The sequence below is a fragment of the Nitrosospira sp. CT genome (assembly GCF_059489795.1).
Genome location: NZ_JCAHZJ010000018.1, coordinates 1 through 13,185, shown reverse-complemented (window position 1 = coordinate 13,185; position 13,185 = coordinate 1). Strand labels below are relative to the sequence as shown.

Here is a 13,185-nt window from a genome sequence, read left to right as displayed (position 1 = left end):
TCCTTACCCTGGCTGTTTCACGGCTGATCCGTGGCTAAGCCTTCCCCTAATCCTGGCGCTTCGTCAGTTTCCACGACCCTTTCCAGTCCGGCAAGTTTCTCACCCTCATCCGGGTTGATCAGTATCACGCCCTGCGTTGCCCGGCTCATCTCGCGAACCTCTTTCACCCGTGTGCGGATCAGCACGCCCCCGGTCGTGATGAGCATGATTTCGTCATCCTCGCGCACGAGCCGTGCCGCCACGACCTTGCCGTTTCGCTCGGTCGTCTTGATCGCGATCATGCCCTGCGAACCACGCCCGTGACGAGTGTATTCGCTGATGGGAGTGCGTTTGCCATAGCCATTCTCGGTTGCGGTCAGCACTGCCTGCTCCTCGCTCTCGGCTACCACCAGCGAGATCACCTTTTGCCCCTTGCCCAGCGTCATCCCGCGCACCCCCCGCGCGCCCCGTCCCATCGGGCGTACGTCATTCTCGTCGAAACGCACCGCTTTCCCGCCATCGGAGAAGAGCATCACATCATGCTTGCCCTCGGTCAGCGCCACGCCGATCAGAAAATCATCCTCGTCGAGACCTACCGCTATGATGCCACTCGCGCGCGGTCGCGAAAACTCCGACAGGGGTGTTTTTTTCACTGTACCGAAGGAGGTTGCCATAAATACATAACGGTTGTCATCGAATGTCTTTACCGGAAGAATGGCATTGATCTTCTCGCCGCGTTCGAGTTGCACCAGGTTGACGATAGGCTTGCCGCGGGAAGCGCGCCCTCCCCGCGGCACGGAGTACACCTTGATCCAGTAGACCCTCCCCCGGCTGGAAAAACAAAGGATGTAGTCGTGCGTATTGGCGATAAACAGGTTGTCGATGAAATCATCATCTTTGGTGCCCGTGGCCTGCTTTCCGCGGCCGCCCCGTTTTTGCGCCCGGTAGTCGTCGAGCGGCTGGGACTTGATGTACCCATTGTGCGATAGGGTCACGACCACATCCTCGGATGCGATCAGGTCCTCCATGCTCAGATCCTGAGTATTGATGACGATCTCGCTGCGGCGTTTATCACCAAACTGTTGCTTCATGGCAACAAGTTCCTGGGTGATAATGGCCGTGATGCGCTTCGGCCGGGCAAGAATGTCGAGAAGGTCGGCTATTCTTTCCATTACATCCTTATATTCGCTGACAATCTTGTCCTGCTCGAGCCCTGTCAGGCGTTGCAGGCGCAATTCCAGTATAGCCTGCGCCTGCGCATCGGAAAGGTGATAACCGTCATCGAATAACCCATATTCGGGCGCCAGGCCCTCGGGACGGAATTGTTTCGCATCCACTGCAGCGCGCGCCAGCATTTGCTCCACCAGTTGCGAGCGCCACACTCGCGACATCAATGCTTCCTTGGCTGCTGCAGGCGTTTGCGCCGCCTTGATCAGGGCAATCACTTCATCCACATTGGATAATGCGACGGCGAGTCCCTCCAGCAGGTGGCCGCGTTCACGCGCCTTTTTCAACTCGAACACGCTGCGACGCGTAACAACCTCGCGCCGGTGGCGCAAGAATGCCTCCAGCATCTGCTTCAAATTCAGCAGGCGCGGCTGCCCGTCAAGCAGGGCCACCATGTTCATGCCGAAGGTGTCCTGCATTTGCGTTTCTTTATAGAGATTGTTCAGCACCACCTCGGGTACTTCCCCGCGGCGCAGTTCGATAACCACACGCATCCCCGATTTATCCGATTCGTCGCGCAAATCGGAAATGCCTTCGATTTTCTTCTCCCGCACCAATTCTCCGATACGGACAAGCAGATTGGCCTTGTTTACCTGGTAGGGCAGCTCATCGATAATGATGCTCTGGCGTCCGCCCCCTTTTTCCATATCCTCGAAGTGAGTGCGCGCGCGCATAACCACGCGCCCACGGCCCGTGCGATAGCCTTCCCTTACGCCAGTCACGCCGTAGATCAGGGCGGCGGTGGGAAAGTCCGGGCCCGGTATCAGGTCGATCAGATCGTCAATAGCGATTTCGGGATCCTTCAGCAGGGCGAGGCAGGCATCCGTCACTTCATTCAGGTTATGCGGTGGAATATTGGTTGCCATGCCCACCGCAATGCCGGACGAACCATTGATAAGCAGGTTCGGGATTTTGGTCGGCAGGATCAGCGGTTCTTTCTCGGTCCCGTCGTAGTTAGGGCCGAAGTCAACCGTTTCTTTATCCAGATCGGCCAACATCTCATGCGCGATGCGCGACATGCGGATTTCGGTATAACGCATTGCCGCCGGATTGTCGCCATCCACGGAGCCAAAATTACCCTGTCCATCCACGAGCATGTAGCGCAGCGAGAAATTCTGCGCCATCCTTACTATAGTGTCATATACGGCGGTATCACCGTGGGGGTGGTATTTACCGATGACATCACCGACAATGCGCGCCGATTTTTTGTAGGGGCGGTTCCAGTCATTGGAGAGTTCATGCATAGCGAATAGCACCCGGCGATGCACCGGTTTCAGGCCGTCGCGCACATCGGGTAATGCGCGTCCCACGATGACGCTCATGGCGTAGTCGAGATAGGAGCGGCGCATCTCCTCTTCGAGGCTGATCGGCAGGGTTTCTTTCGCGAATTGATCCATTACTTTTGAAGGGAGGCAGGAACTTGCGGGAACATATCGAGGATATATTTCTTTCCTGATATCGGCACATAAAGCCCCCCATTTTAGCATGCCACCTGTATGGGAGTCACCCCGAAAGGCCAGTTTTCATGCCGATTGCAACACCCCCATTTGACAAGGACAAATATATGAATACATAATCGAAGCGCGATTATGCGATGATGGGCCTGCTATAATGAGATGGCTTAGTCTTTTCATTTGCATGACTTACAGGGATGATCTGATCTTGAATCTTAGTTTTTCTAAAAAGGGGCATAGCATGAAAAATACAGTAACGAAAAAATTCTTGCTTGGAGCGGCTGTTTTGCCAATGCTGTTTTCAGGCGTCGCTATGGCTCAGGAGATACCTGAGGCCTACGCGGTCGATAGCGTTGGCGAGGTAGTCAGAGATTCTTCCGGAGACTGTTGGCGCACCGGTTATTGGACACCTGCAATGGCGATCTATGAGTGCGATCCTGACCTGCTGCCAAAACCCGAGAAAAAAGTCGAAGCCCCTGCTCCAGAACCCGCTCCTGCCCCTGCTCCTGCTCCTGTTTACACTGAACCTGAAAAAATCTCGCTTTCCGCCGATCAACTGTTCGATTTCGACAAGGCCAACCTGAGACCCGAAGGCAAACAGACCCTGGATGATCTCGTGACCAAGCTCGGCGGCGTTCAATACGACACCATCGTTGCCATCGGATATGCCGACCGCCTCGGCAGCGACGCGTATAACAAGAAACTTTCCATGCGCCGCGCTGAATCCGTCAAGGCTTATCTGGTCAACGAAAAAGGCATTCCGGCTGATCGCATCTTCATCGACGGCAAGGGCGAAGCCAATCCTGTAACGGGCGATACCTGCAAGGGTAACAAGAGGACGAAGGCTCTGATTGCATGTCTGCAACCCGACCGCCGCGTCGAAGTTGAAGTCGCCGGTACCAAGGAAACGATACAATAATTCGATTCACATACAAAAAATACAAAAAAATCAGACCCTGCCGTCGCGGCAGGGTTTTTTTTTGCTAAGCTTCGGCGATGATGGTGGATCCGGTAAAAATTGATACCTTGCTGGAGGCGCGCTGGGTAATCCCGGTTGAGCCCGCAGGTGCAGTGTTTCATGATCATGCCATTGCAATTGACCAGGGCATGATTCGCGCAATCCTGCCCCGCGATGAAGCACACGTACAATTCGAGCCGTGCGAACGTGTCGTGCTGAACAGGCATGCGCTCATTCCCGGCCTGATAAATCTTCATACGCACGCGGCCATGTCGCTGATGCGAGGGATGGCAGATGGCCTGCCTTTGATGGAGTGGCTAACCAACCATATCTGGCCGGCGGAAGCGAAGCACGTGGAGGCAGGTTTTGTTTTCGATGGTACCCGCCTGGCATGTGCCGAGATGTTGCAGGGCGGAGTCACCTGTTTCAATGACATGTACCTGTTTCCGGAAGCAACGGCTCGCGCCGCCCTGGCCTCGGGCATGCGCGCCAGCATCGGCATGATCGCAATCGACTTTCCCACCGCCTACGCAAGCGATCCTGACGACTATCTGACCAAGGGCCTGGCGCTGCGCGACGATTACAACTCGCACCCCCTCCTGTCATTCTGTTTTGCCCCGCATGCGCCTTACACGGTAGGTGACAAAAATTTGTCCCGGGTTCTCACCTATGCGGAGCAGCTGGATGTGCCCATTCACATTCATCTGCACGAAACCGGGGATGAAATCAGCAACAGCCTGAAAAGCTACGGAATGCGCCCGCTTGAGCGCATGCACAAGCTCGGGCTGCTCGGTCCCAATCTGATTGCGGTGCACATGGTGCATCTTACCGAGGGGGAAATCGAACTGCTGGCGCAGCAAGGCTGTTCCGTAGCCCATTGCCCTTCTTCCAACCTGAAACATGCCAGCGGACTCGCGCCCGTTGCCGCTCTTACCGAAGCAGGAGTCAACGTGGGACTGGGAACGGATAGCGCCGCAAGTAACAGCCGCCTCAAGATATTCGAGGAAATGCGGCTTGCGGCACTGCTGGCAAAAGGACAAAGCGGCAGGGCAGAAGTGATGCCTGCGTGGCAGGTGCTGCAAATGGCCACGCTCAACGGGGCCAAGGCTTTAGGATTGGGAGACCGTATCGGTTCCCTTGTTCCAGGCAAAGCTGCGGACATTGCCGCAGTGGATTTCTCCAGTCTTGATATGGTGCCCTGCTATGATCCTGTTTCCCATCTTGTCTATGCTGCCGGACGTGAACACGTGAGTCATGTGTGGGTAAATGGTAAAATGCTGCTGCGTGACGGGGAATTGCCTACGCTGGACCGGGAAGAATTGGTGCACAGGGCCGAATTCTGGCGGGAACAAATGACAACGGGCGTGATAGCAGTTCACGAAAAATGATGGATAAAGAAATCGAAAATAGCAGTGTCAACGTTGATCTGCTGGAACTGGAAAAATTCAACCAGCTCGCGCATCGCTGGTGGGACCCCAACAGCGAGTTCAAGCCGCTGCATGAGATCAACCCGCTGCGGCTGGGTTACATAGACCGCTATGCCCGCCTGGCGGGTAAAGCTGTCCTGGATGTTGGCTGTGGCGGGGGTATCCTGTCTGAAAGCATGGCGGAGAGTGGCGCGCTTGTGACCGGCATCGATCTGGGTGACAAGGCGCTGAAGGTGGCAAAGCTGCACCTGCTGGAAAGCGGGAATAAAGTCAATTACCGTAAAATCGCCGTGGAAGCGCTCGCCGCGGAGCAGCCGCATCATTACGATGTGGTCACCTGCATGGAAATGCTGGAGCATGTGCCGGATCCGGTCAGCACGGTAAGAGCCTGCGCGGAACTCACCAGGCCCGGCGGCTGGGTGTTCTTCTCGACCATCAATCGCAACCCAAAATCGTACCTGTTTGCTGTGATCGGCGCGGAATACGTGTTGAATCTGCTGCCGCGCGGGACGCACGACTATGCCAAATTCATCAAGCCGTCTGAACTTGGGCGCATGGCCCGCGAAGCAGGGCTGGATGTGCAGGAAGTAATCGGCATGAGCTACAATCCCCTCACCAAAGTGTACTCCCTGGGACAGGATACCGACGTCAACTACATCATGGCACTGCGCGCCTGAAATCCTCACGCTCCAGGGCCAGACTCAAGCGATCATTTTCTGCCTGTCCGATCATCGGTTACATCTTATCTGGATTGGCATCCCCTCTTTATTTCCCCGGTTCGTGTCCATGCCTCTTTCATGATTAACGCCATCCTCTTCGATCTCGACGGAACGCTTGCCGATACCGCACCCGATCTCGGGTACGCCCTGAATCGGCAGCGCATTGCCCGCGGGCTGCCACCCCTGCCATTGGAGCTCATCCGCACCGAAGCTTCAGCGGGCGCGCGCGGCCTGTTGTGCCTTGGATTCAACATCAAGCCGGGGGACGCCGGATATGACGCCATGCGCGCCGAATTCCTCGACTTCTACGCGGAACATCTCTGCCGCGAAACCTCTTTATTCGCAGGTATCGCAGATCTCCTCGACCAACTCGATGACCGGGGCATGATCTGGGGCATCGTCACCAACAAACCTGCCCGTTTTTCCGTGCCACTCATGGAGGCGCTGGGTTTGGGCAATCGTGCTTCCTGCCTTATCAGCGGAGGCGATACCACGCACTCCAAACCCCATCCTGAGCCCCTGCTGACTGCAAGCGGAGCAATAGCCGTTCCGCCGGAAGAATGCATTTACCTGGGCGACGACCTGCGCGACGTCCAGGCCAGCCTCGCTGCCGGCATGGAACCCATCATTGCCAGATACGGCTATCTCGGCAATGTAGGCGCCCCCGAAACCTGGGGCGCAAGATACCTCATAGACCGGCCGGAAGAACTGCTCAGATATTTGTAAAAATTCGTCCGCCCAAAATGCTCTCTCTCCCTTGCAGGGAGAGAGAGTCATGTCGGCCTTTCATCGCCGTTCGCCCTGATCTTGAGCTTTTAGAAGGGGAATGGTGCCAAGACCAGATTTCTTCCTCGAAGACATAGCTATTCGGTAACGACAATCAGGGAATGGGTTTGAGTTCTCTCCCCAGACAATATTGGGTATAATCCCGGCCATAGTATTGCTGCGAATCAAGAGAATCTTTGAGGTGTGCCGCGGGATTAATACGTAGCGCTCTCCGTTGAACTCTTCCGGTTCGCAGTCATCTAACTGGCAGTAATACAGAATGCCGGGGGCGACCTGGCTTCGACGTGGGTTGCAAAGCAGAGCAGGGCATACCGAGGACCAGTTACCTCGTAAATACATCTGGAAACCAATAGTCGCAAACGACGAAAACTACGCTCTAGCCGCTTAAATCCGGCTGGACTCCGCACCGGTGGGCCTCAACGCCGGGTCTGGCAACAGGCAGCGGAGCCATTAACGAGGATCGCGCTTTGTAGGGTTACTTTACAGGGCGCTAAACAATAGGTAACTCGCCTGTCATCAGTTCGCCGGTTGACGGATGCCAGGTTAAATCAAAAAACATGGCTAAGTATGTAGAACTGCCTGTAGAGGACTTGCGGACGCGGGTTCAATTCCCGCCGCCTCCACCAATTGATAGTCCAAAATAATCCAAAGAAATCCAGAAAACCCGCATGAATAAAGGCTTGCGGGTTTTTTGTTGTCCAAACAAATCCAAACTCATCTATTGTAATCCGACGGTAACTGACAGTAAACTTGACGGTAATAGAGTTACCTCCAACTGGAGTTACCGTCATGGCACTTACCGACACCGCCATTCGCAATAGCAAGCCTGCTGACAAGCCTCTGAAACTAGCAGATGAGTGCGGCCTCTATCTGTTATTAAAACCGAATGGTTCCCGCTGGTGGCGCTTTGATTACCGCTATGGCGGCAAACGCAAAACCCTCTCCATGGGCGTCTATCCTGACGTGAGCTTGAAGGAAGCCCGTAATCGCCGTGATGAAGCGCGCAAGCTCCTTGCTTCCGATGTCGATCCAGCCGAAAACCGTAAAGCGGTCAAAGCCGTCAAACTGGAAAAGACTGCAAACAGCTTCGAAGTCGTCACCAGGGAGTGGTATGCGAAGTATTCTCCGACCTGGAATGAGAGCCATGGCGAGCGCATTATTCGCCGGTTCGAGCGCGACATATTCCCCTGGATAGGCAGCAAGCCTATTGCAGAGATAGCCGCGCCCGAATTGCTGGCAGCGCTTCGCCGTATAGAGAATCGGGGTGCATTGGAAACGGCACACCGCGCACTCGGTAACTGCGGACAAGTCTTTCGCTATGCCATAGCAACCGGACGTGCTACCCGAGACATTTCCGCTGATTTAAGGGGTGCCCTTCCTCCAGTAAAGGGAGAACATTTTGCTGCGATTACCGAACCTAAGCAGGTAGGTGCATTGCTGCGGGCAATCGATGGCTATACCGGTTCTCACGTTGTACGTTGCGCATTGCGCCTTGCCCCGCTGGTATTTGTGCGCCCTGGAGAGCTGCGCAAAGCCGAATGGAAGGATATAGACCTGGATGGGGCGGAGTGGCGCTATACCGTCACCAAGACCAATACCCCGCACATTGTTCCGCTTTCAACGCAGGCGGTAGAAATACTCAAGGAACTGCAAGCTTTAACCGGCAGAAGCCGCTTCGTGTTTCCTGGTGCGCGCACCAATGGCCGACCCATGAGTGATAATGCAATTCTGGCGGCACTGCGACGCATGGGCATAGACAAGGAAGAAATGAGCGGACATGGTTTTCGCGCCATGGCACGAACCATTCTTGATGAAGTGCTAGGTGTTCGCCCTGACTTTATCGAACACCAGTTAGCCCATTCGGTAAGAGACCCCAATGGCCGCGCCTATAACCGTACCGCTCATTTGGCCGAACGCCATAAGATGATGCAGCAATGGGCGGATTACCTGGACAAGCTGAAGGTCGGTGCCGAAATAATTCCCTTGCACGGCGTGGCCTAAGTCAAATAATGACTGAAGACAATGCCTGGCCTTGGGGACTTCGCAAGCCAAATTGGGATAACTGGAAATCAGTCAAACAGGCAAGACTGTGGCAGGCTGTTGCCTTAGCTTGCGATCTTGATCCAGGCAATTTCCAACTATTTGACCAACCGCAACTTGCACGGCTGCTCAAGGAACCGCCCCGGCAATTCGAGGATTTGATCGCCATGGCTAAGGCCAGCATTGGCGCTAACGGAACCTTGAAACTGCTTTCACGCAGTGAGGAAGGATTGGAAGAGAGCGAAATCAAGCTTTCAAACTTCGCCACCTGGGTTAAAAGCATACAGTACCCGATTCCCCCACAATTCCCCTGGCAGCCTGAATCCATCACCCTCAGTAATCTCGATTGGCCTTGGGGCAGACACGAAACGCATTTACTGCGAAAGCTTGCTGGTGTCGCTCAGCGTTTCTGGAGCAACTACGACCCGGCAGACGCGAGCACCGCGCCTACCAATCAGCAAGTCATCGACTGGCTAAAAGGGGAAGGCGTGTCTGAGCGCACCGCCGAAATCATGGCTACCATCCTCCGCGCTGACGGTCTTCCAACCGGCCCGCGCAAATAGTTCCCCGCGCCCCACAAAGCCAATACTAGAGCGGCTTTCCACGTAATTCACCCCGAATACCCGCGACCTACCGCGCGTATTATCTTATTCGCTTGTGCTATTTAATTGCCAACCATGTTCAACAACACCTAAAGAGGTACAAACATGGTTCAAGCAATCCTAAGACTTCCTGCTGTTAAAGCCGAGTCCGGCGCATCCCGTTCAACCATTTATCTTCGCATTCAACAAGGACTCTGGCCCAAACCAGTGAGACTTGGCCCGCGCTCTGTAGGCTGGCCTGCTGGCGAAGTTGCCGCCATTAACGCTGCCCGCATTGCTGGCAAGAGTGATGATGAAATAAGGGAATTGGTAATCAAGCTGGAAGCTGCCCGTAAAACGGCTGGCAAGGTATTGTGAGGGGATGGCGATGCAAAATATCAGCACAGCACAAATCGCGCCCCTCGCGCCAACCCAAAACTCAACGACTGCCCCTATAACTTCATGCTCATACGGGAGTGGACGCTTTGAACTCGCAGAAACAGGGGTCCATTTCCACGGTAGAGACAAAGACGACAACGCGCAACAACCTCAATGGATTTGCGCCCCTCTACGGGTAATTGCCAAAACACGAGATGAGAAGAGTGGGGAATGGGGGCGACTGTTGGAATGGCAGGATGATGATGGACATATCCATCAATGGGCAATGCCGCTCGAACTCCTGGAGAGTGATGGCACGGATGTAAGACGCGAGCTTGCCCGCCTTGGCTTGCATATCTCGCCTAACCAATTTGCTCGTAGTCTACTGAGTGCCTACATCAAGGTATGGCCGGTAGAAGCACGAGCGCGGTGCGCCGATCGTCTGGGCTGGCACGGCAATACCTTTGTTACGCCTGCCGGTGCAATTGGGGAAGCTCAAGAGCTTGTAGTGTTTCAAAACTTGCACGCAATTGAACCCGCATATGCGGAATCAGGCACGGCAGAAGAATGGCGTGATTCTGTGGCAGCATTAGCAGCAGGCAATACACGCCTTGTATTTGCGCTATCCATTGCTTTTGCAGGCGCATTGGCTGAAATTGCCGGGGAAGATTCTGGCGGCTTTCATTTGCGCGGCGCGTCATCCTCCGGCAAATCCACAGCATTGAAGCTTGCCGCTTCCGTATGGGGCAACCCTTCAGCTTATGTGCGGCTGTGGCGCGGCACAGTAAATGGGTTGGAAGGATTGGCAACGTTGCACAATGATGGCTTGCTGATCCTGGATGAAATTGGGCAGATCGAGCCAAAAGATGCGGGAGAGGCAGCTTACCTGCTGGCAAATGGTCAAGGCAAAGCCAGAGCCTCACGCAATGACTTTGCCCGCTCAAGCCAACGCTGGCGGCTGCTGTTCTTGAGCGCGGGTGAAACATCCCTTTCCGCCGTCATGGCCCAAGCAGGCAAACAATCGACTGCCGGACAGGAAATCCGTCTTGCGGATATAGAGGCCGATGCTGGCTCGGGTATGGGTATATTCGAGACATTGCATGGATATGCCAATGCAGCTGCCTTGGCGTTAGCAATCAAGGAAGCCTCGGCCAAATATCACGGCACGACGGGTAAGGAATGGTTGCAATACCTCGTAAAGAAGAGGATTAGCCTCAAAGAGGTCATCCCGGAACAAATCACGCGGTTCGTAACGGAGATAGTACCGATGAATGCGGCAGGGCAGGTAGAGCGGGTAGCCCGACGTTTTGCACTGGTTGCCATGGCCGGTGAACTAGCGACCCGCTGTAAGTTGACAGGCTGGCCGGAAGGCGAAGCTATTCAAGCTGCCCGCAAATGCTTTGCCGCCTGGATGGAAGCTTTTGGCGGTAGCGGCAACCGCGAAGAGCGCGCCATACTTGCCCAGGTTCGGGGTTTCTTCGAGACGCGCGGCGCAAGCCGCTTTGAAGATATCAAGGCCCCAATCGACCAGCGTATCCTCAAACGGGCAGGCTTCTACCGGAATGGGGTAAATGAGGGGCGAGAGTTTCTTGTATTGCCGGAAACATTCCGCCGCGAGGTCTGCCATGGCTTTGATGAAAAGACTGTTAAGAGCGTCTTGATAGAAGCGGGATTGCTGCTTCCCGGTAACGACAAGAAGCCCTCACAAGTTGTGCGGCTCCCTGGATTAGGTTCATCTAGAGTCTACGTTTTCCGGTATCGGGATGAGGGAGAGTAAGCGCGATTACCGATGTAACGGCGGTAATGCGGTAACAGCCAATACAGGCTTAATTAGCTGCGGTTACTCCAGTGTTACCACACTACACTTGCCGGTAACGCGCTATTCCGTTACAGGAAATCTCGTTACCGAAAATCTTTACCGCATCGTACTCCTGTTACCGTTACAGGAATGCATCAGCCGCCCTTACTGTAACGGTAACCGTAACAGGGGGACATTTAATGTATTTTACTTCTGTGAACGTTACCACCGTTACCGGGTATATTCGAACCGGTACCGTTTTACGGTAACACGGATACCCAATGAATTGGGTGTTGCGCGCGTCGTAATGCGAATTGTTACCGCTGTTACCGATTAAAGGATAGTTGCCCCAGTCGTTCCACGTAAGATCCCGGCGACTACGATATAACAAATGCAAAATCCCGAGAAAACTTATACTTGTCAATATCCGCCAGTCTCGATGGTTTGTTCCCGATACTAAACGGGCCGCCAAACCTTCTTCAAAGTAGAGGCCCAACGTACAACTTCACCGGCACTCTCCTGCTTGCGGGTCGTCCGTGTTGTGGAAGCTGGGGTTAAGCGATCGCATAGCGACCACCCTGCCCACCGTCGAAGACTTCAATTCTTTTTTCCACGTAGAAGTTTGATCTTAGCCTCTATGCGCTCTACCTTCTCCTGATCGCCAGCTTTGCGATAAACGTCTGCAAGGTTTTCAAGGAGCGGGATCAATGCCGGATCTTCAGGCCCCAAGCTTCTACTCCGAATCTCCAGGGCGCGTTCGATCAAGTGAGCGGCTTCCCCATAGTTTGCGGTCTTAAGGTTTATGCCAGCGAGGGCATTAAGGGCGGATGCCGTTTCAGGATGATGCGGCCCGTAGGCTTTTTCGAAGGTATGCAGAGCCTCTATCTGAAGAGTTTCTGCTTCTTGGAAACGACCTGTCCGGACATAAAGGTTTGCGAGGGATTGCAACGTTAGTGCAAAGTCAGGATGTATCCGACCAAATGCTCGTTCTTTGATAGAAAGAACCCGCTTCCAAACCTCCTCCGCATCGCGATATTTCCCTTGTGCTTCATACAGAGTCGCGAGGTTCGCTAGTGTTGTTGCAACAGCAGGGTCGTTGCGCTCTGCTGCCTTGTCGAGGACCATCTCCGGCGAGGCATTTACGTCACGCTTTTGCTCGTCCGCGCCCACACTTTTGTCTAAAGGGCCCGGCGCAGTCGAGGTGGCAGATTTGGTAGTCTTCTGAACGGTCGAATCACCAGCGTTGGTCTCTCGTGCGGAAGGCGCTTGCCCAGAAATATAATAGAAGAACATCACGAAGAACAGCAGAAGAATTTGTAGCAGAACCGCAAAGAAGAAGAGCTGAGCCCAGCGGGGAAGCCCAACTAAAACGGGTATAAATTGACTGACGATATCCATGATCTTCTGCATAATGTTCTAAATGTGCGGGCCAAGACGCTCAACTTTTTTATAGGGCGACAGTTTAGCGCCCAAACTCGGCTGGCTCCTGACTCTCTCCCTAACTCGGGGTTGTCATAAGCCTGAGACGCCGCGCCTTTCTTGGGTTTGGTGCTGTGATAGACATGATCATACCCTGCTAAAATTCCCTGAAAAGCGGCAAACTGAATTTTGATCCCCTGATGTGCCCCCGGTAGTAGTGCCAGGGGCGTTCTAGCAAAGTCCCAGTTTTGACCCGCCCCCGAAATCAGTACCGGTCTAAAATGGAAAATTCCGGCTCTTGACCCGCCCCCGAAATCAGTACCGGTCTAAAATGGAAAATTCCGGCTCCTTTGGCCTGCCGGACAAGGTGTTTTCCCTTGCCTGACGGGCAAATTCAGCAGGGGTTGCCCACTGCAATG

Annotated in this window: 11 protein-coding genes and 1 other RNA gene; 10 read left to right on the top strand and 2 right to left on the bottom strand. The window is 54.3% G+C overall.

What is annotated here, in order from left to right; translation table 11 throughout:
* Window positions 1-17 precede the first annotated feature (17 nt).
* Window positions 18-2,603 carry a DNA gyrase subunit A gene (gene gyrA, locus AC52W5_RS03200; RefSeq protein ID WP_495669947.1) on the bottom strand — a complete coding sequence of 862 codons (2,586 nt, stop codon included), beginning with the start codon at window positions 2,601-2,603 and terminating at the stop codon, window positions 18-20.
* A 298-nt stretch (window positions 2,604-2,901) separates the two neighbouring features.
* On the opposite strand from gyrA, the gene AC52W5_RS03195 reads away from it, so the two are divergent.
* From AC52W5_RS03195 to AC52W5_RS03150, 10 genes are all read left to right on the top strand, one after another.
* Entirely contained in the window at window positions 2,902-3,579 is a 678-nt protein-coding gene (locus AC52W5_RS03195; protein WP_074974876.1) for an OmpA family protein, read from the top strand.
* Between the two features lie 80 nt (window positions 3,580-3,659).
* Entirely contained in the window at window positions 3,660-5,006 is a 1,347-nt protein-coding gene (locus AC52W5_RS03190; protein ID WP_495669962.1) for a TRZ/ATZ family hydrolase, read from the top strand.
* A complete protein-coding gene (gene ubiG / locus AC52W5_RS03185; protein WP_177219729.1) occupies window positions 5,003-5,722 on the top strand; it encodes a bifunctional 2-polyprenyl-6-hydroxyphenol methylase/3-demethylubiquinol 3-O-methyltransferase UbiG in 720 nt (239 codons plus the stop codon). The genes AC52W5_RS03190 and ubiG overlap by 4 nt, the downstream gene beginning before the upstream one ends.
* 120 nt (window positions 5,723-5,842) lie before the next feature.
* A complete protein-coding gene (locus AC52W5_RS03180) occupies window positions 5,843-6,490 on the top strand; it encodes an HAD-IA family hydrolase (protein ID WP_495669946.1) in 648 nt (215 codons plus the stop codon).
* 324 nt (window positions 6,491-6,814) lie between these two features.
* Window positions 6,815-7,176, top strand: a transfer-messenger RNA (tmRNA) gene (ssrA, locus tag AC52W5_RS03175).
* A gap of 163 nt (window positions 7,177-7,339) precedes the next feature.
* Window positions 7,340-8,551, top strand: coding sequence for a tyrosine-type recombinase/integrase (locus tag AC52W5_RS03170; protein ID WP_495669945.1), 1,212 nt, complete (start codon window positions 7,340-7,342; stop codon window positions 8,549-8,551).
* A gap of 8 nt (window positions 8,552-8,559) precedes the next feature.
* On the top strand, window positions 8,560-9,153 hold the full coding sequence (locus AC52W5_RS03165) for a hypothetical protein (protein ID WP_495669944.1): 594 nt from the start codon (window positions 8,560-8,562) through the stop codon (window positions 9,151-9,153).
* A gap of 144 nt (window positions 9,154-9,297) precedes the next feature.
* Window positions 9,298-9,549 carry a helix-turn-helix transcriptional regulator gene (locus AC52W5_RS03160; RefSeq protein WP_495669943.1) on the top strand — a complete coding sequence of 84 codons (252 nt, stop codon included), beginning with the start codon at window positions 9,298-9,300 and terminating at the stop codon, window positions 9,547-9,549.
* Between the two features lie 10 nt (window positions 9,550-9,559).
* On the top strand, window positions 9,560-11,326 hold the full coding sequence (locus AC52W5_RS03155; protein WP_495669942.1) for a DUF927 domain-containing protein: 1,767 nt from the start codon (window positions 9,560-9,562) through the stop codon (window positions 11,324-11,326).
* Window positions 11,313-11,684, top strand: a complete 372-nt coding sequence (locus tag AC52W5_RS03150) for a hypothetical protein (protein ID WP_495669941.1) — start codon at window positions 11,313-11,315, stop codon at window positions 11,682-11,684. Before AC52W5_RS03155 ends, AC52W5_RS03150 begins: the two co-directional genes overlap by 14 nt.
* A gap of 260 nt (window positions 11,685-11,944) precedes the next feature.
* Here AC52W5_RS03150 and AC52W5_RS03145 read toward each other — a convergent pair whose 3' ends face one another.
* Window positions 11,945-12,745 carry a tetratricopeptide repeat protein gene (locus tag AC52W5_RS03145; RefSeq protein ID WP_495669940.1) on the bottom strand — a complete coding sequence of 267 codons (801 nt, stop codon included), beginning with the start codon at window positions 12,743-12,745 and terminating at the stop codon, window positions 11,945-11,947.
* Window positions 12,746-13,185 lie beyond the last annotated feature (440 nt).

Coding starts and splice junctions, on each gene's coding strand:
- gyrA (WP_495669947.1), bottom strand. CDS start 2,603: ATGGATCAATTCGCGAAAGAAACCCTGCCGATCAGCCTCGAAGAGGAG.
- AC52W5_RS03195 (WP_074974876.1), top strand. CDS start 2,902: ATGAAAAATACAGTAACGAAAAAATTCTTGCTTGGAGCGGCTGTTTTG.
- AC52W5_RS03190 (WP_495669962.1), top strand. CDS start 3,660: ATGGTGGATCCGGTAAAAATTGATACCTTGCTGGAGGCGCGCTGGGTA.
- ubiG (WP_177219729.1), top strand. CDS start 5,003: ATGATGGATAAAGAAATCGAAAATAGCAGTGTCAACGTTGATCTGCTG.
- AC52W5_RS03180 (WP_495669946.1), top strand. CDS start 5,843: ATGATTAACGCCATCCTCTTCGATCTCGACGGAACGCTTGCCGATACC.
- AC52W5_RS03170 (WP_495669945.1), top strand. CDS start 7,340: ATGGCACTTACCGACACCGCCATTCGCAATAGCAAGCCTGCTGACAAG.
- AC52W5_RS03165 (WP_495669944.1), top strand. CDS start 8,560: ATGACTGAAGACAATGCCTGGCCTTGGGGACTTCGCAAGCCAAATTGG.
- AC52W5_RS03160 (WP_495669943.1), top strand. CDS start 9,298: ATGGTTCAAGCAATCCTAAGACTTCCTGCTGTTAAAGCCGAGTCCGGC.
- AC52W5_RS03155 (WP_495669942.1), top strand. CDS start 9,560: ATGCAAAATATCAGCACAGCACAAATCGCGCCCCTCGCGCCAACCCAA.
- AC52W5_RS03150 (WP_495669941.1), top strand. CDS start 11,313: ATGAGGGAGAGTAAGCGCGATTACCGATGTAACGGCGGTAATGCGGTA.
- AC52W5_RS03145 (WP_495669940.1), bottom strand. CDS start 12,745: ATGGATATCGTCAGTCAATTTATACCCGTTTTAGTTGGGCTTCCCCGC.